Annotated in this window: 22 protein-coding genes, 2 tRNA genes and 1 other RNA gene; 16 read left to right on the top strand and 9 right to left on the bottom strand. The window is 66.7% G+C overall.

Annotated features, from left to right (window positions below):
• Positions 1-21: 21 nt before the first annotated feature.
• Positions 22-1,449 (bottom strand): zinc-dependent metalloprotease, encoded by a 1,428-nt coding sequence (locus Q8814_RS03735; RefSeq protein WP_330150662.1) that lies wholly within the window; start codon positions 1,447-1,449, stop codon positions 22-24.
• Positions 1,450-1,536: 87 nt separating this feature from the next.
• On the opposite strand from Q8814_RS03735, the gene Q8814_RS03730 reads away from it, so the two are divergent.
• Positions 1,537-2,562 carry a YlbL family protein gene (locus Q8814_RS03730; protein ID WP_330150661.1) on the top strand — a complete coding sequence of 342 codons (1,026 nt, stop codon included), beginning with the start codon at positions 1,537-1,539 and terminating at the stop codon, positions 2,560-2,562.
• A gap of 21 nt (positions 2,563-2,583) precedes the next feature.
• Here Q8814_RS03730 and Q8814_RS03725 read toward each other — a convergent pair whose 3' ends face one another.
• Positions 2,584-3,186, bottom strand: coding sequence for a PPA1309 family protein (locus tag Q8814_RS03725; protein WP_330150660.1), 603 nt, complete (start codon positions 3,184-3,186; stop codon positions 2,584-2,586).
• Positions 3,187-3,364: 178 nt separating this feature from the next.
• Between Q8814_RS03725 and Q8814_RS03720 the strand changes: the two genes are divergently transcribed.
• Positions 3,365-6,361: a UPF0182 family protein gene (locus tag Q8814_RS03720; protein WP_330150659.1), complete on the top strand. Its 2,997-nt coding sequence runs from the start codon at positions 3,365-3,367 to the stop codon at positions 6,359-6,361.
• Positions 6,362-6,455: 94 nt separating this feature from the next.
• Here Q8814_RS03720 and Q8814_RS03715 read toward each other — a convergent pair whose 3' ends face one another.
• A complete protein-coding gene (locus tag Q8814_RS03715) occupies positions 6,456-6,977 on the bottom strand; it encodes a transglycosylase family protein (RefSeq protein WP_330150658.1) in 522 nt (173 codons plus the stop codon).
• 464 nt (positions 6,978-7,441) lie between these two features.
• On the opposite strand from Q8814_RS03715, the gene Q8814_RS03710 reads away from it, so the two are divergent.
• Positions 7,442-7,518, top strand: a tRNA-Met gene (locus tag Q8814_RS03710).
• Between the two features lie 52 nt (positions 7,519-7,570).
• Here Q8814_RS03710 and Q8814_RS03705 read toward each other — a convergent pair.
• From Q8814_RS03705 to hisN, 4 genes are all read right to left on the bottom strand, one after another.
• A complete protein-coding gene (locus tag Q8814_RS03705) occupies positions 7,571-9,370 on the bottom strand; it encodes an acyl-CoA synthetase (protein WP_330150657.1) in 1,800 nt (599 codons plus the stop codon).
• Between the two features lie 150 nt (positions 9,371-9,520).
• Positions 9,521-10,732 (bottom strand): acyl-CoA dehydrogenase family protein, encoded by a 1,212-nt coding sequence (locus Q8814_RS03700; protein ID WP_330150656.1) that lies wholly within the window; start codon positions 10,730-10,732, stop codon positions 9,521-9,523.
• Between the two features lie 40 nt (positions 10,733-10,772).
• On the bottom strand, positions 10,773-12,188 hold the full coding sequence (locus Q8814_RS03695; protein ID WP_330150655.1) for an acyl-CoA dehydrogenase family protein: 1,416 nt from the start codon (positions 12,186-12,188) through the stop codon (positions 10,773-10,775).
• Positions 12,189-12,317: 129 nt separating this feature from the next.
• Positions 12,318-13,106: a histidinol-phosphatase gene (gene hisN / locus Q8814_RS03690; protein WP_330150654.1), complete on the bottom strand. Its 789-nt coding sequence runs from the start codon at positions 13,104-13,106 to the stop codon at positions 12,318-12,320.
• Between the two features lie 102 nt (positions 13,107-13,208).
• Here hisN and prfB point away from each other — a divergent pair, with 102 nt between their 5' ends.
• The 9 genes from prfB to pgm all read left to right on the top strand — a co-directional run bounded on the left by prfB (position 13,209) and on the right by pgm (position 21,030).
• The gene (gene prfB, locus Q8814_RS03685; RefSeq protein ID WP_330150652.1) at positions 13,209-14,327 is read left to right on the top strand and encodes a peptide chain release factor 2; all 1,119 of its coding nucleotides are present in this window, start codon (positions 13,209-13,211) and stop codon (positions 14,325-14,327) included.
• Between the two features lie 21 nt (positions 14,328-14,348).
• Entirely contained in the window at positions 14,349-15,233 is an 885-nt protein-coding gene (locus Q8814_RS03680; protein WP_330150651.1) for a mechanosensitive ion channel family protein, read from the top strand.
• Positions 15,230-15,679 (top strand): hypothetical protein, encoded by a 450-nt coding sequence (locus Q8814_RS03675; RefSeq protein ID WP_330150650.1) that lies wholly within the window; start codon positions 15,230-15,232, stop codon positions 15,677-15,679. The genes Q8814_RS03680 and Q8814_RS03675 overlap by 4 nt, the downstream gene beginning before the upstream one ends.
• A gap of 32 nt (positions 15,680-15,711) precedes the next feature.
• Complete coding sequence (ftsE, locus tag Q8814_RS03670; RefSeq protein WP_330150649.1) at positions 15,712-16,401, top strand: cell division ATP-binding protein FtsE; 690 nt, start codon at positions 15,712-15,714, stop codon at positions 16,399-16,401.
• A 56-nt stretch (positions 16,402-16,457) separates the two neighbouring features.
• Positions 16,458-17,363 carry a permease-like cell division protein FtsX gene (gene ftsX / locus Q8814_RS03665; protein WP_330150648.1) on the top strand — a complete coding sequence of 302 codons (906 nt, stop codon included), beginning with the start codon at positions 16,458-16,460 and terminating at the stop codon, positions 17,361-17,363.
• A 68-nt stretch (positions 17,364-17,431) separates the two neighbouring features.
• Positions 17,432-17,905, top strand: coding sequence for an SsrA-binding protein SmpB (smpB, locus tag Q8814_RS03660; protein WP_330150677.1), 474 nt, complete (start codon positions 17,432-17,434; stop codon positions 17,903-17,905).
• 8 nt (positions 17,906-17,913) lie between these two features.
• On the top strand, positions 17,914-18,756 hold the full coding sequence (locus tag Q8814_RS03655) for a DMT family transporter (protein WP_330150676.1): 843 nt from the start codon (positions 17,914-17,916) through the stop codon (positions 18,754-18,756).
• A 105-nt stretch (positions 18,757-18,861) separates the two neighbouring features.
• Positions 18,862-19,233: a transfer-messenger RNA gene (ssrA, locus tag Q8814_RS03650) on the top strand.
• 168 nt (positions 19,234-19,401) lie between these two features.
• Complete coding sequence (pgm, locus tag Q8814_RS03645) at positions 19,402-21,030, top strand: phosphoglucomutase (alpha-D-glucose-1,6-bisphosphate-dependent) (protein WP_330150647.1); 1,629 nt, start codon at positions 19,402-19,404, stop codon at positions 21,028-21,030.
• 11 nt (positions 21,031-21,041) lie between these two features.
• On the opposite strand, the gene lexA is transcribed toward pgm, so the two are convergent.
• Positions 21,042-21,680: a transcriptional repressor LexA gene (gene lexA, locus Q8814_RS03640; protein WP_330150675.1), complete on the bottom strand. Its 639-nt coding sequence runs from the start codon at positions 21,678-21,680 to the stop codon at positions 21,042-21,044.
• Positions 21,681-21,787: 107 nt separating this feature from the next.
• Between lexA and Q8814_RS03635 the strand changes: the two genes are divergently transcribed.
• The 4 genes from Q8814_RS03635 to Q8814_RS03620 all read left to right on the top strand — a co-directional run bounded on the left by Q8814_RS03635 (position 21,788) and on the right by Q8814_RS03620 (position 24,511).
• The gene (locus Q8814_RS03635) at positions 21,788-23,008 is read left to right on the top strand and encodes an MFS transporter (protein WP_330150646.1); all 1,221 of its coding nucleotides are present in this window, start codon (positions 21,788-21,790) and stop codon (positions 23,006-23,008) included.
• Positions 23,009-23,039: 31 nt separating this feature from the next.
• Positions 23,040-23,516 carry a MauE/DoxX family redox-associated membrane protein gene (locus Q8814_RS03630; protein WP_408015824.1) on the top strand — a complete coding sequence of 159 codons (477 nt, stop codon included), beginning with the start codon at positions 23,040-23,042 and terminating at the stop codon, positions 23,514-23,516.
• 37 nt (positions 23,517-23,553) lie between these two features.
• Positions 23,554-24,303, top strand: a complete 750-nt coding sequence (locus Q8814_RS03625) for a DsbA family protein (RefSeq protein ID WP_330150644.1) — start codon at positions 23,554-23,556, stop codon at positions 24,301-24,303.
• 132 nt (positions 24,304-24,435) lie between these two features.
• Positions 24,436-24,511, top strand: a tRNA-Ala gene (locus Q8814_RS03620).
• A 104-nt stretch (positions 24,512-24,615) separates the two neighbouring features.
• Here Q8814_RS03620 and Q8814_RS03615 read toward each other — a convergent pair.
• The gene (locus tag Q8814_RS03615) at positions 24,616-25,044 is read right to left on the bottom strand and encodes a DUF1801 domain-containing protein (protein ID WP_330150643.1); all 429 of its coding nucleotides are present in this window, start codon (positions 25,042-25,044) and stop codon (positions 24,616-24,618) included.
• Between the last annotated feature and the right edge of the window lie 134 nt (positions 25,045-25,178).

Genomic DNA, 25,178 nt, shown 5'->3' with positions numbered 1-25,178 from the left:
TCGAGCAGGCGTTATCCGGAGTCAGTCGGATTTGCCGGAACCCGTACCCTGGTCGGGGTCGGAGTCGCCCTGCTCGCGCTCGGCGCGCTCGCGTTCGATCGTCTCCTTCAGCTGGGCGATCGGATCCTCGAATGCTCCGGTACCACCGCCGAGCACACGGTCGACGAAGCCCGCGGGACTGTCGAGATCGGACGTATCCGGAAGCAGATCCGGATGCGCCCACACCTTGTCGCGCGCCTCGGCTCCGGCATCGGTGGTGAGGCGCCGCCACAGTGTCGCCGCCTCGCGCAGTTTGCGGGGACGCAACTCGAGACCGACGAGGGTCGCGAAGGTCTGTTCGGCCGGGCCACCGGTCGCGCGGCGGCGGCGCAGCGTCTCGCTCAACGCGGACACGCCGGGCAGCCGGTCTCCGAGGGCGTCGATCACCACGGTTTCGACCCAGCCCTCGACGAGGGCGAGCAGAGTTTCGAGGCGTTCGAGCGCCTGCTTCTGCTCGGGCGTCGTCTGCGGCTCGAAGGCGCCCTGCTTGAGGATTTCCTCGATCTTGGACGGGTCGGTCAGCGAACTCGGATCGATGCCCTGGGCGAGGTCTTCGATGGCCGAGAAGTCCATCCGGATGCCGCGCGCATATTCTTCGACGGTGGCCAGCAACTGCTGCCGCAACCACGGCACGTGACTGTAGAGCCGCTGGTGAGCCGCTTCGCGAGCCGCCAGGAAGACGAGAACTTCCTGGGCCGGCTGTTCGAGACCCTCGCCGAAGGCTTCGATCGCCGTCGGGAGCAGGGCCGCCGTGCCCTCGGGACCGAGGGGAAGCCCGATGTCGGTGGAGGTCAGGACCTCCTTCGAGAGCTGGCCGAGCGCCTGGCCCAGTTGGGAGCCGAATGCGAGTCCGCCCATCTGGGCGAACATCCCCATCATCGGGCCGGCCATCGCCCGGGCCTCCTCGGGCATGCCTTCGAGCATCATGCCGTTGACCTGCGCGGCAATGGGGTCGCACAGCCGTTTCCATGTTTCGAGGGTGTTGTCGAGCCACTCGACCGGGGTCCAGGCCACGGCCTTGGTCGCGCCGGCCGGAAGCGTGGTGGCGGCATCGAGCCACAGTTCGGCGAGCCGCGCGGCGTCGCGCACCGCGTCTGCGGTGCCCGCGGAGATCGGGGTGACCGATCCGATCTGCTGCCGGGCGAGTTTGCCGGCGACCTCGTAGTTCACCGGTCCGGCATTCGGGGTGCCCATTGCGCTGCCCATACCGCTGAGCATCTGACCGAACTGACTCAGCATCTGGCCGAACTGCGCGGGATCGAACCCTTGGGCACCGAACGGATTGTCACCGCCGGGCAGGCCGAAGCCGAAGGGGGATCCGCCCGGGCCTCCGCCGCTGCCGGATCCCTCGTCCTTCTTGCGGTCGGGGTCGTCGTCGGGATTCGAGAATCCGAAGGGCGTGTCGCTCATGCTCACAACGGTACAAGGCGCGAGAGCGGGGAGCCGGTCATCGTGGTCACGCTGACCGCGAACAGAGGCGCCCGATACCCTGGCCGGGTGAATCGACGCTTCGTGACCCCCTTGGCCGCGCTCCTCCCGGTGCTGGTCCTGGTGGCGGTCGCAATCAACGTCACGGCGCCGTACGTGGCGCTCGGTCCCGGTCCGACGTTCGACACTCTCGGGGAGGTCGACGGCAAGCCCGTCGTGGCGGTCGACGGAATCGATGCCGACGATCCCAGTGGCCGCCTCGTGATGACGACGGTCGGGGTCACCGACAATCTGAACCTCGCCCAGACCGTGACCGCGTGGATCAGCGGCCGCTACGGTTTGGCGCCGCGCGAGCAGGTGTACCCGCCGAACCGCAGCAAGGACGAGGTGAGAGCTGTGGATCAGGCGCTGTTCTCCCAGTCGGAGCGCAGCGCCGAACTCGCTGCCCTGCACCATCTGGACATGCCGGTCGACCTTCGCGTGGGGACGGTGGCCGAGGACGGTCCGGCGTCGGGAGCGCTCCGCGAAGGCGATCGCGTCGTGGCGGTGGGCGGAGAACCGATGACGACCGCCGGGCAGGTTCAGCGGGCGGTCGGGGACACCCCACCCGGCGAGGCACTCGACGTCACCGTCGATCGCGGCGAGGGTGACGAGACCGTCCGGGTCGTGCTCGGCGCCCGACCGGGCGAGCCGGACAAGGGTTTCCTCGGCATCGGCACCGAAGAGGTGCCCGACGTTCCCTTCACGGTGACGTTCAACCTCGCGGACATCGGCGGCCCCTCGGCCGGTCTCATGTTCAGCCTCGCCGTCATCGACAAACTCACCCCGGGCGACATCACCGGCGGCAAGTCCGTCGCGGGCACCGGCACCATCGACTCGGACGGAGTCGTCGGACCCATCGGCGGCATCACCCACAAACTGACGGCCGCGGCCGAGGACGGCGCCGAAGTGTTCCTCGTTCCCACCGAGAACTGCGCGGAAGCGCTGACCGGCGCCCCGGACGGAGTGCAACTCGTCGAGGTCGACACGTTGGGCACCGCGATCGATTCACTCGAGGCGCTGTCCGCGGGTGACATGGCGCCGACCTGCGGATAGACCCGTGAAACCGCGACCTTCTCAGTCGTTGTCGCCGGGTTCGAGCGTCGCGTACAACGCGCTGATCACGTTGGGTGCGAGGTCGTCGTACGTGCGCAGCTCGATGCCGGCGAACGGATCGTCCTCGTCGCTCGGCCGCAATTGCAGCAATGCCATGGCCGGTCCGTCCCGCAGAACCGCCGCGATGAGCCGGCCTTCGCGTCGATCGGGATGGCGGTGCGCCGCGGTGCGCGCGGCCTCGTCCGCGGCCAGGGGATCGGCGAGCAGCGGCACCAGAGCCTCGTCGAGATCGGTTTCCGCGCTCGGCGGCAGGACCACGATCTCCTGGACGAGAGCGCATCCGGCGACCGATTCGGGCCAACTCGTGGTCGCGAGGAATTCGTCGAGCGCCGGGCTGCCGCCGCCCACATCGTCGGGGAATGCCTCCTGGAGGATCGGCGTGTACTCGTGGCCCGCGTCGAGTTGGTCGCTCAGCGCCGGTTCCGACGCCGCCAGGAGCACGGTGGGTACGAGGGCAAACATCATCGGAGGCTGCTCCCAGCCCTCGGCATCGACGAAATCGACGATCTCGTGGACGGTGCGCGCAAGCGCCTCTTCCGAGGGCGCGGGAAGGTGGTCGGTCACACGCCTATCCTGACATCTGGGGGCCCGAGCGGTCACAGGTGCGTGCGCTGTGGTGACGACGGGTCACCTCCTGCCCTGCGGTTCCGTAGAGTGGGGCGAAACGGTCACCCGGTGTGACGCACGAGGTGGACAGACGCGGCGCGCTCTCGCGCCGCCGGACGAGTTGGGAGCGTGGCACGTGGGCATGAGGCCCCCCACCGGAATACCTACATTGTCGAAGCGCAACAGATTGCTGCTGATCCTTGCCGTGGTAGCCGCTGTGCTGCTGCTGCTCGGACCCCGATTGGTGGACACGTACACCAACTGGCTGTGGTTCGGCGAAGTGGATTTCCGGGGCGTATACGTCAAAGTCCTGCTGACCCGACTTGTGCTGTTCCTGGTCGTCGGCCTGTTCGTCGGCGCCGTCCTGTGGCTCGCGCTGCTGCTGGCGTACCGGTCGCGGCCGGTGTTCGTGCCGACCACCGGACCCAACGATCCGGTTGCGCGTTACCGCACCACCGTGATGACCCGGATGCGCACGTTCGGGCTCGGTATCCCGATCGTGTTCGGTGTGCTGTCGGGCCTGATCGCGCAGGCCGGCTGGGTGACGGTCCAGATGTTCTTGAACGGCGGTTCCTTCGGGAGCACCGACCCGCAGTTCGGGCTGGACGTCGGTTTCTACGCGTTCGATCTGCCGTTCTACCGCTACCTGCTCAACTGGCTGTTCGTGGCCGTCGTGCTCGCGTTCTTCGCCAACCTCGTCACGCACTACATCTTCGGCGGTATCCGGCTCGCCGGCCGCGGCGGAAGCATGTCGACGGCTGCGCGGGTGCAGCTGGCCGTTCTCGCCGGTCTCTTCGTGGCATTCAAGGCCATCGCTTACTGGCTCGACCGGTACGAATTGCTGTGGAGCAGCCGGAAGGAACCCACGTTCTCCGGCGCCGGCTTCACCGATATCAACGCAGTGCTCCCCGCGAAGTTGATCCTGCTCGCGATTGCGGTGATCTGCGCTATCGCGTTCTTCGCCGCGATCTTCCTGCGCGATCTGAGGATCCCGGCCCTGGCAACCGCGCTGCTGGTGCTCTCGTCGATCCTGGTCGGCGCGGTCTACCCGCTGATGGTCGAGCAGTTCTCCGTCCGGCCGAACGCCGCCGACAAGGAGAGCGAATACATCGAACGCAACATCGCGGCCACCCGCGAGGCGTACGGGATCACCGAAGACAAGGTGAAGTACGAGGACTATCCGGGTGTCGGCACCGTATCGCCGGAACAGGTCCCCGCCGACATAACGACGATCGCGAACGCTCGTCTCCTCGATCCGAACATCCTGCCGCGCACCTTCACGCAGCAGACGCAGCTCAAGAACTTCTACGGTTACCCCGAGTCGCTCGACATCGACCGTTACGAGATCGATGGCAAGGTCGAGGACTACATCGTCGCCGCGCGAGAGCTGTCGCCGACCAGCCTGACCGGCAACCAGACCGACTGGATCAACCGCCACACCGTGTACACGCATGGAAACGGCCTGGTCGCGGCGCCTGCGAATCGTGTCAACGCCGCGGCGAGCGCGTCCGCGGAAGAGGCGGCGAACAGCAACAGCGGCTACCCGGTCTACCAGGTCAGCGACCTCGCGTCGCTGGCCGCCGACAACCAGGTGATCCCGGTCGAGCAGCCGCGTATCTACTACGGCGAGGTCATCGCGGAAGTCGAGCCCGACTACGCGATCGTGGGCAACGGCGCCGACGAGTCCGGGCCGCGCGAGTACGACACCGACACCTCCAAGTACACGTACACCGGGACCGGTGGCGTCGGGATCGGCAACTGGTTCAATCGACTCGCCTTCGCGGCGAAGTACGCCGAACGCAACATTCTGTTCTCGAGTGCCATCGGCGGCGATTCGAAGATTCTGTTCAACCGCGACCCGCGCGAGCGTGTCACCAAGGTCGCACCGTGGCTCACCGCCGACGGTGACGCCTACCCTGCCGCGGTGAACGGACGGATCGTGTGGATCGTCGACGCCTACACGACGCTCGACCATTACCCCTACGCGCAACGCGCATCGCTCGAGGGTCTCGTCGAGGACAGCATCGACCAGAACACGGGCCGGCTCATTCCGCGTAAGGAAGTGTCGTACATCCGCAACTCCGTCAAGGCGACGGTCGACGCGTACGACGGCACCGTCACCCTGTACCAGGTGGACGAGCAGGACCCGGTTCTCGACGCATGGATGGGTGTCTTCCCGGAGGCCGTGACACCGCAGGACCAGATCTCCGACGAGCTCCGCGCTCACTTCCGGTATCCGGAAGACCTGTTCAAGGTGCAGCGGGAAATGCTGGCGAAGTACCACGTCGACGATCCGCGTGAGTTCTTCACCAACAACGCATTCTGGTCGGTGCCGGCCGACCCGACGGTCGATACGAGCGCGAACCAGCCGCCGTACTACCTGCTGATGGGCGACAAGGAAACCGCCGAGCCGTCGTTCCGGTTGACGTCGGCGATGGTCGGGTACAACCGCCAGTTCCTGTCCGCCTACATCTCGGTGGAAGCGGATCCGGAGAAGTACGGCCAGTTCACGATCCTGCAACTGCCGACCGACACGCAGACGTTCGGTCCCGAGCAGACGCAGAACGCGATGATCTCCGACACCAGAGTCGCGTCCGAACGGACACTGCTCGAACGTTCCAACCGTATTCAGTATGGAAATCTGCTGACTCTGCCCATTGCGGAGGGCGGCATCCTGTACGTCCAGCCCATGTACACCGAACGTAATCCGACCGCGGGCAGTACCTCGACGTTCCCGCAGTTGTCGCGTGTGCTGGTCAGCTACCGGGAACCGGGCACGGGTGGCGGTGTGCGCATCGGTTACGGCCCGACACTCGCAGGTGCACTCGACCAGGTATTCGGGCAAGGTGTCGGTGACGCCGCCACCGCACCCGGTGGAGAGGCGCAACCGACCGCCGAAGTCGAAGACCAGACGCGGGGCGAAGTGGCAGACGGAGCGGCTCCAGAGCAGCCGGCTCAGAGCCCGGTTCCGGCCGCGCCGGTGCCGGCGAACCGGGACGCCGCGGTCGCCGAACTCGGTGCCGCGCTCGAAGAACTCGGCAATGCCCAGCGCAGCGGCGATTTCGAGGCCTATGGCCGCGCTCTCGAACGGGTCCAGCAAGCCGTGGAGGCGTACGAGTCCACCGGAGGCTGACCCCGATCGGGGCAACAGGAGGAGAACGACGAGCAGGGCCCCGCGATTCGATCGCGGGGCCCTGCTCATGTTCGGGCTGTCGGTGCTCGGGCGGTCAGCGACCCGCGAGCGCCACATCGACGAACTGCGAGAACTGAGCGCCGTACCCGTGCTGGGTCGCCAGGGCGGACGCAGCGTCGAGCACCTGCTGGGTTTCCGCAGGGGCGGCCGGTGCGGCGGGCACGGCCGGTGCTGCCGGCGCGGCGGGTGCTGCCGGCGCGGCGGGTGCTGCCGGCGCGGCTTCGGTGGTCAGGTACTGGCCACACGTCGGCCATGCACCCGGACCCTGGGTTTGCAGGGTGTTCTCCGCAACGCGGATCTGCTCGGCCTTCGAGGCGGTGTGCGGGCTGCCGCTGCCGCCGTTCGCTTCCCACGTGCTCTGCGAGAACTGGAGGCCGCCGTAGTAACCGTTGCCGGTGTTGATGCCCCAGTTACCGCCGCTTTCGCACTGTGCGACCCCGTCCCAGTTGTGGCTCGCGGCGGATGCCGTGCCCGTCGCGAGACCGAGGGGGACCGCGGCGAGTGCACCGGTGACGACGGCCGTACGAAGAACACGCTTGCTGAAGAAAGTAGTCATGTGGGTGGAATCCTCTCCGCGCTCGCGGACGATGGCAGCCCCCGGGAACGCGGGCATCGGGATGCCCATCGGATCCATCGGATCGGGTGTCGTGTGCCACGCCCTCTGCCCCTCGAAGCTTTCGTAGGCACCGAATCCCGCGGGGCAGAGTCGGCGGCGGCGGGCCGGTGGTGGCTCGGTGGTTTCGAGCCGGGACCGAACGTACAGAAGAAGATTGGCGCGGCGCATCCGATGAATCTCACGGACGTGTGTCCAGGATGTGGGACGTACCTTCGGCATCGGTGCAGGTCGACGCGCAAATATGCGCCTTTGTCACATGAATGTTATTCGTTCGTTATGTAGTGGGGATCACGGGTGAAAAGTGGGCTCCGTCACTCTCCGAGGGTGCATGGAAGACCGCAAAACGACGGCGCCTCATGCGATTTGCTTTCCGTTTCCGCGCTCGTGTACGTTGATTCATGCAACGCGGGGTGGAGCAGCTCGGTAGCTCGCTGGGCTCATAACCCAGAGGTCGCAGGTTCAAATCCTGTCCCCGCTACCACCACGAAGGCCGCCCTTCCGATTCGGAAGGGCGGCCTTCGTATTTTCGGCTGTCAGGGCTGCCGTTGGACCGACGACGTCGACGCGTCTGTCGGCGGCTCCATCTCCACGAGCACCCGGCGGAGCAACTTGCCGGTCGCGTTACGAGGCAACTCTTCCAGGAAAACCACCTCACGCGGCACCTTGTACCGCGCCAGGTTCGCCTTCACGAACGCTTTGATGTCCTCGGGGTCGCGCGCGCTGTCCGGGGACGGAACCACGAACGCCCGCAGACGATGCCCGAACTCCGGGTCCTGGACGCCGACCACAGCTGCATCGAGCACGTCGTCGCGCTCCACCAGCAGATTCTCGACTTCGAGCGGATATACGTTCTCCCCGCCGGAAACAATCATGTCGTCGTCTCGGCCGTCGACGAAGAGATAACCCTGCTCGTCCCAGTGCCCGATGTCTCCCGTCGAGAGCAGTCCGTCGATACGCTCCTTGTCCCGTCCGTCCGTATAGCCGTTGAAACTGAGACCGCTCGCGACGAAAATCCGGCCCACCACGCCGGAATCCGTGATCCGGCTGCCGTCGTCGTCGAACAGTTCGACGCGACACGTCACCGGCGGCCGGCCCGCGGTACCGGGCGCTCGGCGAAGATCCTCCGGGGTCGCTACCGTCGCGACCGCGCATTCCGTGGACCCGTACAAATTGTGGAGCACCTCGCCGAACGCTTCGCTCGTGCGGCGGCACACCTCGGGGGACAAGGCTGACCCCGCCGCTAAAAGAATCTGCAGGCTCGACGTGTCGAACTCAGAGATCCGGTCCTTCCCCAGATCGAGAATGCGCTGCAACATGGTCGGCACCACCACCAGGACGTTCGCGCGGTGCTGCTCGATCATGCGCAACGTGTCGACGGGAGAGAAGCGCCGCATCATCACGACGGTCTGACCCAGGGCCAACGCGAGTGCGAACTGCGAGACGCCGGTGCCGTGGAAAGCCGGGGCCGCCATGAGCATCGTCTGACCGCGCCGCAGTGGCACACGGTCGAGGAACTGCGCCGACGCGAGCGGTGACGTCCGGCCGCGCGGAGCCCCTTTCGGAGTGCCGGTGGTTCCGCTGGTGAGCAGGACGAACCCGTTGTAGTCCTTCGGCGGCGCCACCGACGACCCATCGAAACCGGCGAGCGTCGACTCCAGTGTCGGAATGTCTGCGGTCACATCTCCCGTCGCTCCGCTCCCCCTCGCTGCGCTCGCCCCGGCCACATCTCCCGTCGCTTCGCTCGCCCCGGCCACATCTCCCGTCGCTTCGCTCGCCCCGGCCACATTTTCGTCCCGCCAGGAGAGATACCTCCGGACGTCGTGCGGCAGCGCCGCCGCGACGTCGGAGAACTCGGAATCGTAGACGAAAGTCGAGACCTTCTCCCGCGCCGCGACATCGGCAAGTTGTCGCGGCGCGAACCCGGTGTTCATCATCACCAGGCGCGCACCCAGTTTGGTGGCCGCCAGCATGGTCAGAACGAGGCCACAGTGATTTCGGGCCATGACGGCCAGCACCGAATCCGCGGAGATCCCGGCGGCTTCCCACGCACGCACGAGCGCGTTGGACTTGGCTTCGAGCTCGCGGTAGGTCGTCTCGCCGTGTTCGTCGATGATCGCGACCGCCTCGAGGCCTCGCTCGGCATTCGCGTGTACCGAACCGGCGAACGGACCGTACTTGCGGGTTGCGGCGATGGTGGCGATGCTCTGGTCGACTCGCGGAAAGTGAACGAGGCCCGCGCGCCGCAGCACCGCGAGGGCCCCGAGTGTATCGGTGATCTTGGCGGTTTTGATCTTTCCGCCGGAAATTCTGTCGACAATGTCCAGCCCGGGCATTCGTCCCCCTCCGATACTGCGTCCGGTGCGTCTTCGCACACAGTATCGGTGACGATCCTCACACAGAAGCCGATTTGCCCGAATCGGAAATCCCTCGCCGCGCACGGATGCGCGGCGAGGGTCCCATCCCCCGATGGGTCCTCCGGTGCTCTACTTCAGCTCGGAGGACGTCTTTCCGAGAACCCTGCGGGCCACGATCAGCTGCTGAATCTGCTGCGTGCCCTCGAAGATGTCGAGAATCTTCGAATCGCGGGCCCACTTCTCGAGCAGTGGCCGCTCGGAGTATCCGTACGTGCCCGCGAGCTCGACGGCCTTGAGCGACACCGCGGTACCGGTGCGTCCGGCTTTCGCCTTGGAGATCGACGCCTCGAGCGAATTCGGCTTCTTGTTGTCGGCCATCCATGCTGCCCGCAGCGCCAGCAGGTAAGCGGCTTCCCAGTCGGCCTCGAGGGCGAGGAACTCGGCGGCCGCGGCGTGCTGGTTGTATGCGGGGACATCATAGGAGATTTCGACGCCCGCGTCGGCGAGGATCGCGCGCAATTCTTCCAACGCTGCCCGGCCGAGACCGATGGCCATGCCCGCCACGATCGGACGGGTGTTGTCGAAGGTCTGCATGACCCCCGCGAAGCCCTTCTCGGCCTCCACTTCCGGCGAGCCGAGAATGTTGTCCTTCGGGATCCGGCAGTCCTGCAGGACCAGCACGGCGGTGTCCGAAGCCTTGATCCCGAGCTTGTGTTCGAGCCGGGCCACGCTCAGCCCGGGGGCGTCGCGAGGGACCACGAACGATTTGATCGCGGCGCGACCCTTGGACTTGTCGACGGTGGCCCACACCACCACATGTGTCGACCGTTCGCCGGCGGTGACGAAGATCTTCTCGCCGTTGAGCACCCATTCCTCACCGTCGAGTACCGCGGTGGTGGTCACGGCGGCCGAATCCGAACCGAATCCGGGTTCGGTGATGGCCATCGACGCCCACACCTTGCCGAAGCGTTCGAGCTGTTCGTCGGTCGCGACCGCGGCGATCGCCGAGTTGCCGAGACCCTGGTACGGGATCGACAGGGTGAGCCCCACATCGCCCCAGGATGTTTCGAGGACGTTGAGCAGTCCGGCCATGTTGCCGCCGTTGGCGTTGCCGCTCTCGGCGGTCGTGCTCTTGCTGTCCCGTCCGAGGGTGGCGCCCGCTGCGCCCTGCCCGGAATCGTTGAGCCCCTCGACCATGGCGGCCATGGTGTCGAGCTCGACCGGATATTCGTGTTCGGCCAGGTCGTATTTGCGGGAGACGGGACGGAATATCTGCGCGGCGACCTGGTGGGCCTGATTCGCGGATGCCTTGAGCTTCTTGGGAAGTTCGAGATTGATCATCGGATTTTCCTTGTTCGGATCGGACCGCTCAGACGAGGGCTCAGACGAGGACGACGCCTTCGGCGACTCCGATGGCCCGCAGGTCGCGGTACCAGCGCTCGACGGGATGTTCCTTGGTGAAGCCGTGGCCGCCCAGCAGCTGGACCCCGTCGAGGCCGAACTGCATGCCCTTGTCGGCCGCGAGCTTGCGGGCGAGCGCTGCCTCACGCGCGAACGACAGGCCCTGCTCCGCGCGAGACGCGCCACGCAGGGTGACCAGTCGCAGGCCGTCGAGCTCGATCTTGATGTTGGCGACCATGAATGCCACGGCCTGACGGTGGCTGATCGGCTCACCGAAGGCCTCACGCTCATTGACGTACGGGATGACGTAGTCGAGCACGGCCTGGCCGGCGCCCGCAGCCATCGCCGCCCAGCCGAGTCGCGACAGCCGCACCGCGTCGGCGTACTGCTCGGCGCGCCTGTCCGCGCCGTGTGCGTCGCGTGCGTCCGCGGCCTCGTCTCCGAGTAGCGCCGACTGCGGGACCGCGACATCGGTCAGGAGGAGCCGGCCCAGTCCGGCCGCGCGCAGGCCCATGCCGGGGTCGGCTTCGATCACGACACCCTTGCTCTTCGCCTCGACGATGAAGAAGGACGGCCTGCCGTCGAGCTCGGCAGCGACGATGAACAGTTCGGCACTTCCGGCCGCCGGAACCAGCGACTTGACGCCGTTGAGCCTGTAGCCGCTGGGGGAGCGCACGGCCTTGGTCTGCAGCGCGAAGGGATCGAACAGTGCCCGCGGTTCGGTGACGACCACCGATGCCTGCGGAACATCCTCCCCCGCGAAGGCGGGGAGGTAGGTCTGCTGTTGCTCGTCGGTACCCCACTGCGTGAGTGCCACCGCGATACCGCTCGGCGCGAGGATCGGCAGGGCGAGGCCCATGTCGCCGTGGGCGAGGGCTTCGGCGACGAGCGTGTTGGTGACTGCGCCGCGCTCGGATGCGGCGCCGTCGAAGGCCTCGGGGACGTTCACGAGGGTGATGCCCAGCTCGGCTGCGCGGGCGAGCAGATCGGCCGGGGCGGCGGCGGACTCGTCGGCATCGTGGGCGGCGGGTCGCAGGATCTCGGCGGCGAACTCGCGCACCGTTTCCGTGATCATCTGCTGTTCGTCGGTGGGCGTGAGATCGAAGAAGGTTGCGTTCGGCGCCGTTGCGAGTCGCTGCGGGCCGGCCCCGCCGGAGACCTTCTTGAAGGTGCGGGTCGCGGCGCCGAGGGTCTTGAAACCGGTCTTGGTGGACTGGTACGTCACCCGGTCGATGGTCTGGCGGATGTTGTACCGGTCGGCGAGTTCGGACCCGGTGATTCTTGTGAGTACTCGCATCGCTGCGCCCATGGCATCGCGCTTGAACGGATTGAGGCCGACGGCGGATGTGTCGCGAGGGGTGGTCCGGGGCACACTGTCTTGCTTGCTCATGATCACCAGAAATTTTCTCGAGGCGGCAGCGGACGACCCTCATCTTACTCCTGAGTAAGGTTGCTGTCTACTATCCGGTAAGTTCTGGCTCCCGAGGGAGAGCGGCGAACGCTGCCCGTCGGGGATCTCCGCAGATCAGGGGTGTAACCGGGCCAGCACTTCGTCGTGCAGCAACCCGTTGGTGGCCACCGCGCTACCCCCGTGTGGACCCGCCGTGCCCTCGAGGTCGGTGAACCGGCCCCCCGCCTCCCGCACGAGGATGTCCAGGGCGGCGAGATCCCACAGGGACACCTCCGGCTCGAGTGCGATGTCGACCGTGCCCTCGGCCAGGAGGCAGTAGGAGAAGAAGTCGCCGTACGCGCGCACCCGCCACACCTCGTCGGTCAATGCGACGAAGTTCTCGCGGATACCGCGCTCGTGCCATCCGCTCAGACTCGAGAAACTCAGGGACGCGGAACCGAGCGCGTGCACCTCCGACACCCCGAGACGGCGGGGTTCTCCACCGTCGAAGGACGACCAAGCCCCCGCGCCGGCCATTGCCCACCATCGGCGGTTCAGAGCGGGAGCGCTTACGACCCCCACGATCGGTACGCCGTCGTCGAGGAGCGCGATCAGCGTGGCCCACACCGGAACCCCCCGCACGAAGTTCTTCGTGCCGTCGATCGGATCGACCACCCACTGCCGGCCGCGCAGCACCGCGTCGCCGCCGAACTCCTCACCGAGGACCGCGTCCGCGGGACGCTCGGCCCCGAGCACCTCGCGGATCCGCCGTTCCACCGCGAGATCGGCGTCCGACACCGGAGTCAGGTCGGGCTTGTCGTCGACCTTCAGATCGAGCGCGCCGAACCGCGCGCGGGTGAGCGAGTCGGCGTCGTCCGCGAGACGAAGCGCAAGGTCGAGTTCGGCGGTGTGATCGGTGGCCATGGAGCAAACGCTAGCCGCTGTCGTCCCGGCCGGTTCCCCGCGAGGTCGGTCCCGTCGCCGTGGGCGTCGACGCCCGGTGGCGCTCCGGTAGCCTTGGGGATCGTGCATCCCGATGTTTCCGCAGACCTGGCCGAGCTCGAAACGACCCTCCGCACCGTGGAGCAGGTTCTCGATGTCGAGGAGTTGCGCCGTCGTATCGACGAACTCGAGCACCAGGCGTCCGATCCGGACCTGTGGAACGACCAGGATCACGCGCAGCAGGTCACCAGCCAGCTCTCGCACGCACAGGGCGAGCTGCGCCGCGTCGAGGCGCTTCGCCAGCGGCTCGAAGATCTGCCGGTTCTCTACGAACTCGCGGAAGGTGAAGAGGGCGACGCGCATACCGCAGCGCTCGCGGACGCCGATGCCGAACGCGAAACCCTGCGGAGCGACATCGAGGCGATGGAGGTGCGCACCCTGCTCTCGGGTGAATACGACCAGCGCGACGCCCTCGTCAACATCCGCGCCGGCGCCGGGGGTGTCGACGCCGCGGACTGGGCGGAGATGCTCATGCGCATGTACATCCGCTGGGCCGACAAGCACGGCTACGGTGTCGAGGTGTACGACACGTCGTACGCCGAAGAGGCCGGCATCAAGTCCGCGACCTTCGCGATCAAGGCGCCGTATACCTACGGCACCCTGTCGGTCGAGATGGGTACGCACCGCCTCGTGCGCATCAGCCCGTTCGACAATCAGGGCCGCCGCCAGACGTCGTTCGCCGAAGTCGAGGTGCTGCCCGTGGTCGAAACCACCGACCACATCGACATCGACGAGAACGACGTGCGTGTCGACGTCTACCGCTCGTCCGGGCCGGGCGGTCAGTCCGTGAACACGACGGACTCCGCGGTGCGGCTGACGCACGTGCCTACCGGTATCGTCGTCACCTGTCAGAACGAGAAGTCGCAGCTGCAGAACAAGGTCTCCGCGATGCGTGTCCTCCAGGCCAAGCTGCTCGAACGCAAACGTCAGGAGGAGCGGGCCGAGATGGACGCGCTCAAGGGCGACGGCGGCAGTTCGTGGGGCAACCAGATGCGTTCCTATGTGTTGCACCCGTACCAGATGGTCAAGGACCTGCGCACCGAGTTCGAGGTCAACAACCCGTCCGGTGTGCTCGACGGCGATATCGACGGCTTCCTCGAAGCCGGTATCCGCTGGCGCATGAGAGAAGAACAGAAGCAATGATCCCCAGCGGGGAGGAGTCGAATGCTGTTTCCCGCCGATAGGCTGCTGAACTGGCTCGGTACCAACGGATTGCTGATGGCACTGACGGTGCTCGGCGCCGTCCTCGTGGCGAGATTCGTCACCTGGCTCGGAGAGCGGATCACCCGCCGGATCGACGAGCGCTATCAGCAGTCCGACGAGCTGGTGCGCTCCGAGGCCACCAAACATCGGCACTCCGTCGCCCAGGTCGTCACCTGGATGGTGATCGCCTTCGTCTACATCGTGGCGACGTTGAAGGTGTTCGACTACCTGGCGCTTCCGATCGGGAGCCTGGTGGCTCCCGCGACCGTGCTCGGTGCGGCGCTCGGTTTCGGCGCGCAGCGCATCGTGCAGGACATCCTGGCCGGGTTCTTCATCATCACCGAGCGGCAGTACGGCTTCGGCGACACGGTGCAGATCTCGGTCACCGGCGCGTCGGAGGATGCCGTCGGGACGGTCGAGGACGTGACCCTCCGCGTGACCAGGGTCCGCAGCGCCGCCGGCGAAGTGATCACGGTGCCCAACGGTCAGATCAACAAGGCCGTCAACCTGTCGAAGGACTGGGCGCGCGCGGTGGTGGACGTGCCCATCCCGGTCACCGCCGATATCGCGGCCGTCAACGACATTCTGCGCGACGTCGGCGAGGCGGCCTACAAGGAGGACCGCGTTCGTGAGCTGCTGCTCGACGAACCGAGCGTGATGGGCGTCGAAAGTCTCGAGGTCGACCAGGTCAGCATCCGCATGGTCGCGCGCACTCTTCCGGGAAAGCAATTTCAGGTCGGGCGGCTGCTGCGTGCCCGCATCGCCGCGGCGCTGCGCTCCAAGGGCATCACCGTGACGCCGCAGCTCGACACGGCCAGCGTGGTCGAACGGGCGGAGGCATCATGACCGAACGCCGCCGGCTGCGGCTCGACATCCCGTCACGTCTGCTGCACGGACGTGTGCGTACCAGCACCCTCGCTCTGTGCCTGCTGTGGCTCGGCATGTGGATGCTGTATTTGTTCATCAACCAGGAGCCCGAACCGGAAGGCGGCGTGCCGCAGCAGGCCGTCATCATTTCGGACCGGCCGTATGTGCCGTATGTGCCGCCCGTCGAGCCGGAGCCGGTGCCGACCGTCGAACAGTTCCCCACCGAGTCCACGACAGTGCCCCCTACCGGGACGCCCACCCCGACCGAGGACACAACCGGGCCCGGCGACGCGACCACGGCCGTGCCGACCACCGCAGTCCCGACCACCGCGGGCCAGGCACCGTTCCAGTTCCCGCGGATACCGGGCATCCCGAACCTCGGCGACCGGCCCGGCACGGAACCTACCGGCGAGTCGGGGGGTTAGGTCACCGTCGGGTAACGGCTAGCATGGCCGTCGTGATCCGCCTGGAGAATGTGTCCAAGTCGTACAAGACCTCGACCCGCCCCGCACTGGACGACGTGAGTGTGGAGGTGGGCAAGGGCGAGTTCGTGTTCCTCATCGGCCCGTCCGGCTCCGGCAAGTCCACGTTCCTGCGACTGCTCCTACGGGAGGAGGCGCCCACGGCGGGCAACATCCACGTCGCGGATTTCCACCTCAACAAGCTTTCTGCACGTCGAGTGCCGAAGCTGCGTCAGAACCTCGGATGCGTGTTCCAGGACTTCCGCCTGCTGCAGCGCAAGACCGTCTCCGAGAACATCTCGTTCGCGCTCGAAGTCATCGGCAAACCCCGCGCGGTGATCGAACGCACCGTGCCCGAGGTGCTCGAACTCGTGGGTCTGTCGGGCAAGGCGGATCGGCTGCCGTCCGAGCTCTCCGGTGGTGAACAGCAACGGGTCGCGATCGCGCGGGCGTTCGTGAACCGTCCGCTGGTGCTCATGGCGGACGAGCCCACCGGCAACCTCGATCCCGAGACCAGCCAGGACATCATGCTGCTGCTCGAACGGATCAACCGGACCGGCACCACGGTCCTCATGGCCACCCACGACCATCACATCGTCGACTCGATGCGGCGCCGTGTCGTCGAACTCGACCTCGGACGGGTGGTCCGGGACGAAGCCCGCGGTGTCTACGGCGTCGGCCGGTAGCCCACCGCCCGCGCACGACGCCCGTTCATCCGGCAACCGAAGGACCACACAAACCCATGCGTGCCAGTTTCTTGTTCAGCGAGGTCGCCACAGGCCTGCGTCGCAACCTCACCATGACCGTCGCCATGATCCTCACCACAGCGATCTCGCTCGGGTTGTTCGGCGCCGGCCTGCTGGTGGTGCAGATGGCAGGTAAGACGCAGCAGATCTTCTTGGACCGGGTCGAGGTTCAGGTCTTCCTCACCGAGGACATCTCGACCCTCGACCCCGAGTGCGATCAGGACATCTGCAGCGCGTTGCGCACCGACCTGGAAAACACGCAGGACGTGGTGTCGGTGCAGTACCTCAGCCGCGACGATGCGGTCGCCGACGCGACCGATCGGGTCTTCGCCGACCAACCCGAACTCGCCGAACTGGTGAGCGCGGAGAGCTTCCCGGCCTCGTTCAAGATCAAGATGTCCGATCCGGAGCGGTTCTCCCTCATTCAGGACGATTTCGGCACCCGGCCGGGAGTCGACAGCGTCCTCAATCAGCAGGATCTCGTCGAACGATTGTTCGGTGTGCTGGGCGGAGTGCGCAACGCCGCGTTCGCGATCGCGACTATCCAGGCGATCGCCGCGGTACTCCTCATCGCCAACATGGTCCAGATCGCCGCGTTCACCCGCCGCACCGAGGTGGGCATCATGCGACTCGTCGGCGCGACCCGCTGGTACACGCAGCTCCCGTTCCTCCTCGAGGCGGTCGTGGCCGCCATCGTCGGCGCCGCACTGGCCATCGCCGGCCTCTTCACCGCCAAGTCGCTGTTCGTCGACGACATGCTCACCGAGGTCTACGAGGCGAACATCGTCGCCCGCATCACCGACAGCGACATCCTTCTCGTCTCACCCTTCCTGGTGATCGTCGGTGTCGGCATGGCCGCACTGACCGCATACGCGACGCTGCGCCTGTACGTGCGTGAATAACGGCTTGTGCGAGTTCCTATGCTGGACAGTGTTCTGTTCGACCGATCGTGGACCGGAAAGGCCTGCACGTGAAGGAAAAGGGCCGGAAGGTCATTGCCACCAACCGCAAGGCGCGGCACAACTACGCCATCATCGACACCTACGAGGCGGGTATCGCGCTGGTCGGCACCGAGGTGAAGAGCCTGCGTGAGGGCAAGGCGTCGCTCGTCGACGCATTCGCGACGGTCGACGACGGCGAGGTCTGGCTCCGCGGACTGCACATCCCCGAATACGGGCACGGCAGCTGGACCAACCACGCGCCGCGCCGCACGCGCAAGCTGCTGCTGCACCGGCGCGAAATCGATTCGCTCGTCGGCAAGATCCGCGAGGGCAACCAGACTCTCGTCCCGCTGTCGATGTACTTCTCCGACGGCAAGGTGAAGGTGGAGCTGGCTCTGGCCCGCGGCAAGCAGGACTACGACAAACGGCAGGATCTGGCGCGGCGCACCGCCGAACGCGAGGTGACCCGCGAACTCGGTCGTCGTGTGAAGGGCATGCGCTGACCGGAATCCTGCTCGCCCTCGTCGCCGCCATCGGTTACGGGGTCAGCGATTTCGTGGGCGGGGTCGCGTCCCGCCGCGTCTCGGCCCTCAACTTCGTCATCGCGAGCTATCCGCTGTCGCTGGTGATGGTTCTTCTTCTCGCGCCGCTGGTGGGCGGCGACCTAACCGCGTCCTCCCTCGGGTGGGGTGCGGTGGCCGGTCTCTTCGGCGGTCTCGCCGTGTGGTGGTTCTATCGGGCGCTTGCGGCGGGCCCGATGTCGATCGTGTCGCCCGTGACGGCGGTCCTCGTCGCGGGGATTCCGGTGCTCGTCGGTTTCGTGGCGGGAGAGCGGCCCGGGGCACTCGCAGCCGTCGGTATCGCCGTGGCACTCGTCGCGGTGGTGCTCGTCAGCCGGGAGTCGCCGGAGACGGTCGGCGGCGACGACCATCCGCGCTTCACCCCGCGCGTCGCCTGGTTCACCGTCGGCTCCGGTATCGCGTTCGCGTTGATGTTCGTGACCCTGCATCAGGTACCCGAAGGCACAGGGTTGTGGCCGCTGGCGATGTCGCGACTGACCGCCACGGCGGTCGTGTGGGTGGCCGCCCTGTCGCTGCGTCAGTTCGTGGCCCCGCCCAGGTATCTGTATCTCCACGTGGTGACCGTCGCGGCGCTCGACGTCGTCGCCAACGCCGCGATGATGTTCGCCTTCCAGAGCGGAATGCTGTCGCTGGTCAGCGTCATCGGTGCCCTGTATCCGGCGGCGACGGTGGTACTCGCGCTCGTCATTCTCGGCGAACGCGTCGGGCGCGGCCAGTACGGCGGCATGCTCCTCGCCCTGGCCGCAGTCGCGATGATCACGGTGGCGAGTTGACCCTCCCGTGTGATCGGTGTCATGAACACGCCGGTGGAAAAGGGAATGACTTGGGGAGGACGTGACGTTACAGTGGGTAGTCCTGCGAGGTTCGCAGGCGCGTACGGGGCTGAACGGTTTCGACTGCGTACGTTGAGTCAAGGGAAGCGTGTCGGTGCAGGCAAGAGACCACCGTAAGCGTCGCTGCAACCAATTAAGCGCCGATTCCAATCAGCGCGACTACGCACTCGCTGCCTAAGTAGCGACTGCGTGTCTGTCAGTCCGGGTTCGCCCTCGATCCGGGTACTGGCATCAGCTAGAGGGCTTTACCGTCCGGCTCGGTCGCGGAGTCGTACGGGACATCAAACAGCGACTGGGATCGTCATCACGGCTTGTTCGCGAGACCGGGAGATCCAAGTAGAGGCATAGCGAACTGCACACGGAGAAGCCTTGGCGAGGCGGCGGAGGACCCGGGTTCGATTCCCGGCAGCTCCACCAACACGCACGAAGGCCCCGGCCGGAACACCGCACACGGTGACCGGGCCGGGGCCTTCGTCGTATCCGGAAGCCGTATCCGCCGGGCGGTCGGAGCACATCGGGGTTCCACATCGCGGCCGTGCGCCGCGACAGGCAGGATATGAAGCGACACATCGACGAGGAGGCCTCATGGCGCACGAACGAGCAGGGCAGCCGGCAGCACCGGAGGATCTGGAAGATCTCGCGCACCTGGTGACCGCCTACTACACCGTGCAGCCCGACCCCGAGAACGTTCTGCAGCAGGTCGCCTTCGGTACGTCCGGGCACCGTGGTTCGAGTCTCGACGGCGCCTTCAACGAGCAACACATCCTCGCGACCACCCAGGCCATCGCCGAATACCGGGCCGGGCAGGGCACCGCCGGTCCGCTGTTCCTCGGCCGGGACACCCACGCGCTGTCGGAACCGGCCTGGACGACGGCGCTCGAGGTGCTCGTCGCCAACGATGTCGAGGTGGTCGTCGACTCGCGCGACCGGTACACACCGACACCCGCGGTCAGTCACGCGATCCTCCGGCACAACGCAGGTAACGGTGCCCGCGCCGACGGCATCGTGGTGACTCCGTCACACAATCCGCCGCGCGACGGCGGCTTCAAATACAACCCCCCGCACGGCGGTCCGGCCGACACCGCTGCGACCTCGGTGATCGCCGCCCGCGCGAACGAGCTGCTCGCCGGCGGACTTGTCGGTGTCAAGCGGGTACCGGCGGCATCGGCCCTCGCGGCGGCGGGACGTTACGACTTCCTCGCCACCTACATCGACGACCTGCCGGGCATCGTCGACCTCGACGCGATCCGCGACGCGGGCCTGCGGATCGGCGCCGACCCGCTCGGCGGTGCCAGCGTGGACTACTGGGGGGAGATCGCCGAGCGGCACCGTCTCGACCTGACGGTGGTCAATCCGCTGGTCGATGCCACCTGGCGCTTCATGACGCTCGACACCGACGGCAAGATCCGCATGGACTGCTCGTCTCCCAACGCCATGGCGTCGCTGATCGGCGCCCGCGAGAACTACGACCTGGCGACGGGCAACGACGCCGACGCCGACCGGCACGGCATCGTGACACCCGACGGTGGCCTGCTCAACCCCAACCACTATCTCGCGGTTGCCATCGACTACCTGTATCGGAATCGGCCGGGCTGGTCGAGCACCAGCAAGGTCGGCAAGACACTGGTCAGCTCCTCGATGATCGACCGTGTCGCCGCCGGTCTGGGTCGGGAATTGATCGAGGTGCCGGTCGGATTCAAATGGTTCGTGCCCGGCCTGCTCGACGGCAGCGTCGGATTCGGCGGCGAGGAGAGCGCCGGTGCGTCGTTCCTCCGCCGCGACGGTTCCGTGTGGTCCACCGACAAGGACGGCCTCGTCATGGCGCTTCTCGCCGCCGAGATCACGGCGGTGACCGGCACAACTCCGTCCCGGCGCTACGCCGAACTCGCGGAGCAATACGGAAATCCGGCGTACGCGCGCGTCGACGCCCCCGCCACGCGGGAGCAGAAGGCGGTGCTGGCGAAGTTGTCGCCCGACCAGGTCACCGCGACCGAGCTGGCCGGCGAACCGATCACCGCGACCCTGACCGAGGCGCCGGGCAACGGTGCGGCCATCGGGGGACTGAAGGTGACCACCGAGAATGCGTGGTTCGCGGCGCGCCCGTCCGGCACCGAGGACGTGTACAAGATCTACGCCGAATCGTTCCTCGGACCGGAACATCTCGCCCAGGTGCAGGACGCCGCACGGGAGCTGGTGTCGTCGGTCCTGGGCTGACACCCGAGTCGTCAGATCCGGCGCATCACCGACACCACCTTGCCCAGCACGACCGCGTCGTCGCCGTCGATGACGGCGTAAGCGAGATTCCGGGGTTCGAGATAGGCGTGGCCGCCTCGGCGCCGCAGCACCTTCACCGTGGCTTCGCCGTCGATCATCGCGGCGACGATCTCGCCGGAGTGCGCCTCGTCCTGTCGCCGGACCACGACGACATCGCCGTCGCAGATCGCCGCGTCGACCATCGAGTCGCCGCGCACTCTGAGCCCGAACACGGTGCCGGAGCCGACGAGCTCGCGGGAAAGGGTCAGCATCTCGTCGGTGTGCTCTTCGGCGAGGATCGGCGCACCGGCAGCGATGTCGCCGACCACCGGCACCGTCACGGTGTTGTGGGAGCGACGGTCCGGGGCCACGCCCGCGAGGAACGGGCGCACGTCCAGTTGCCGGGTCACAGCCGCGCCCCTGCTGAGGAAGCCCTTCTCCTCCAGGCTCTTCAGGTGCCTGGACACCGACGACGACGAACGCAGGCCGACCGCGTCACCGATCTGCCGCGTGCTGGGTGGGCATCCGGTGGCGGCGACCCAGTCCCGGATCGTCACCAGAATCCGCTGCTGTCGGGGCGGCAGGGTGGAGGCGTCGAGGCCCCCGAACATGTCTGGATCGTCGTAATCGGTCACCGGGCGAATGGTAGTGGGACGGTGATCACCCGCCGGGACAGCGTTCCGGCATCGGTCGTGCGCATAGCTAACATCGGGACATCATGCGCACACGTGAGGCGGCCCTGCCGCGGGAAATCTGGGTGTTGGTCGCCGCGAGCTTCGTGATTGCTCTCGGTTTCGGTCTCGTCGCCCCTGCCCTACCGCAATTTGCCCGGAGTTTCGACGTCGGCGTCACCGCCGCGACAGTCGTCATCTCGGCGTTCGCGGCGATGCGGCTCGCGTTCGCGCCGGCCAGCGGTCAGCTGGTCCAGAAGCTGGGGGAGCGGCCGGTCTACATCACAGGCCTTCTCATCGTGGCCCTGTCCACCGGTGCCTGTGCGTTCGCGGCGAACTACTGGCAGCTGCTGGTGTTCCGCGGACTCGGCGGGATCGGGTCGACGATGTTCACGGTCTCGGCCCTCGGGTTGCTGGTGCGGATCGCGCCACCGGATGCCCGCGGTCGCGTGGCCGCGCTGTACGCCACCAGCTTCCTGCTCGGCAATATCGGCGGCCCGCTCGTCGGCGGCGCCCTCGTCGGACTCGGCTTGAGGGCCCCGTTTCTCATCTACGCTGTCGCGCTGCTGATCGCCGCGACGGTGGTCGGGGTCAGTCTGCGCTCGTCGCATCTTGCGCAGCCCGCGAAGAGCGACGGAACGCCGACGATGCGGTTCACGGAGGCACTGAAATCACCGACGTATCGCGCTGCGCTCGGCTCGAACTTCGCCAACGGCTGGGTCGTCTTCGGTGTCCGCGTGGCGATGGTGCCGCTGTTCGTCGTGGAGGCGCTCGGGCAGAGCGAAGCCTTCGCCGGGGTCGCTCTGACGACGTTCGCGGTGGGCAACGCTCTCGTGCTCATCAAATCGGGCAAACTCTCGGACCGCTACGGTCGGCGGCCGTTCGTGCTGGCGGGGCTCGCGGTGTGCGGTGTGAGCACCATCGCGATGGGGCTGAGCGAGAACCTGCTCATGTTCATCGTCACGTCGTTCCTCGCGGGCGTGGGCTCGGGGCTGTCCAACCCGTCACAACAGGCCGCGGTCGCCGACGTGGTCGGCAGCAAGGCGCGCGGTGGTCCGGTGCTGGCCGCCTTCCAGATGACGGCAGACATCGGAGCCGTGGTCGGTCCGATCGCGGCCGGTCTGCTCGCCGAATACCTCTCGTATTCGGTTGCATTCGCGGTGACCGGAGTCATCATGCTGGCGACTTCTCTGCCGTGGTTGTTTGCCGGAAAGGGCCGCAGTGCGAAACCTGTGACGGAATCTGTGACGGACGACATGGGGCATTGAGCCGCATCTCGGTACTGTCGAGCGCGTGGTGATGCGCATCGTCGGTGTGGTGGCGCGGTTCGGTCTCGCTGCCGTATGGCTGATATCCGGGTGGATCAAGTTCTCCGATCCCACCCAGACCGTGGTTGCGGTGCGCGCGTACCAGTTGTTGCCGACAGACCTCGTACGACCGTTCGCCGCGGTGTTTCCGGTTCTCGAACTGCTGCTCGGGCTGTTGCTGTTGCTCGGACTGGCCGTGCGCCCCGCTGCGGTCGCGAGCGCGGCGGCGCTGATAGTGCTCATCGGCGCGATCGTGTCGGCCTGGTCGCGCGGCCTGTCCATCGACTGTGGATGTTTCGGTGGCGGGGGCGTCGCCGACGTCGACGGCCGGGACTACGCCCTCGAAATCGCCCGGGACATCGGATTCCTGGCCCTGTCGGTGTGGTTGACCGTGTTTCCTCGGACACCGGCAGCGCTGGGTCCGAGGTCGCGCCTCTCAGCGGAACCTCAGCCCGTGATGGCAGAGTGAGACCGGACGAATCCCCGAGGAACGAAGGGCAACAGCCGTGAGCGCGAAAAAGGTCAAACCGGTCAAATACTCGCCGGAGCCGACGTCGAACAAGTTCACCTATCTCCTCGGCGGTATCGCTGTGGCCGTCGTCGCGGTGCTGGTCATCGGCGGCGTGCTGTGGCAGTCGGGCAGCACCGATTCGCGCAACGACGGTTACGGCACCGTGCAGAACTCGGCGGTGCAGGTCTCGCTCGAGGACGACGGCACGATCCTGCTCGGGCTCCCCGACGCAACCGAGACGATCGACCTCTTCGAAGATCCGATGTGCCCGTACTGCGCAGAACTCGAGCACAAACACGGTCAGGAACTCGCCCAGGCCGTCGACGACGGCAGGCTCGCTGTGCGCTACCACATCCTCGCGTTCCTCGATCGGCTCTCGAGCAGCGGCGATTACTCGACCCGCTCGGTTGCTGCGGCCCAGTGTGTGGCCGACAGCGGCGACGCGATCGCGTTCTCGGCGTTCCACGACTCGCTGTTCTCCCCGGACAACCAGCCTGCCGAGGGCGGCAACAGCGACCTCGACAACGAGCAGCTCGCGCAGATGGCCCGCGATGCCGGCGCCACCGACGAGGCCGCGCAGTGCATCGCGGACGGTACTCGCGTCGAGCAGGCTGCAGCGGACGCCGAAGCCGGTCGTCAGGCTCTCGCTGCGACAGGTGCGGCCGGTACGCCCGCCGTCATCCACAACGGGGTGGTCGTCGACGCACTCGGCAACGAGAACTGGGTCGCCGAAGTCGCGGGCTGATACGGCCTGGCGCGGTGACGGGTTCCCGCTTCCGTCACCGCGCTGACCAGCCGATTTGTTGGCGTCGAGACGAATGGTGTAGTTTTCTTTCAGCGCGAAGGGCTCGCCCGGATCGCACGGAAAAACGAATATGGGGCTATGGCGCAGCTGGTAGCGCACCACACTGGCAGTGTGGGGGTCAGGGGTTCGAGTCCCCTTAGCTCCACCATTTGGTCGAAGTTGCAACCCTGTCCACCGTGATCGGTGGGCAGGGTTTTTCGTTGTGGTCGGGTTGATGCCGGCCGGAGCCCGCCGCTGGGCGTTCAGAACTCGTCACATCTTCTCGCCCGGCAGGCGGGCGGCCTGCTCGAACCAGGACCGGAGCCGGTTCTCGTCCAGCTCGTCGTCTTCGCAGAGGTCGAGGTAGCGCACCTCATCGTGTTTGGATGTTTTCGGCGGCATCGGGTCCAGAGATGTCCCTTTGAAGAACTGCACCTGCACGTACTTGGTGTAGCAGCGGAACGACAGGAACCATCCCTCGCCTTCGCGGCCGTAGAACGGCTGGTTCCACTTGACGGCCTTGTGGACATCGGGGACGGTGCTGACAATCAGGTCGTCCAGGCGTTGTCCGACGTCTCGTTTCCACTCGGGCATGGCGGCGATGTAGTCGCGCACCGGGCCGTCCCCCTCACCTTTGGGGATCTGCGGGTTGCCGCCGGAAAGCAGCGGCGGCCCTGCCTTGTTCTTCGTGCGATCGGTCATGACTCTCCCGTATCGAATCCCGTGGTCGCTGACGTAATGGGGTCGCTGCCGCAAGATAGCTTACGAAGTACCTCCACGCTATCGGTCCGGCCCGTGCCTCGTCTCGGACTCCATCTCGTCTCGGACTCCATATA

It is taken from the genome of Rhodococcus chondri, from assembly GCF_036327435.1.
Lineage (GTDB): Bacteria > Actinomycetota > Actinomycetes > Mycobacteriales > Mycobacteriaceae > Rhodococcus > Rhodococcus chondri.
The sequence above is the reverse complement of the archived record's forward strand: the minus strand, read 5'-3'. Positions and strand labels throughout refer to the sequence as shown.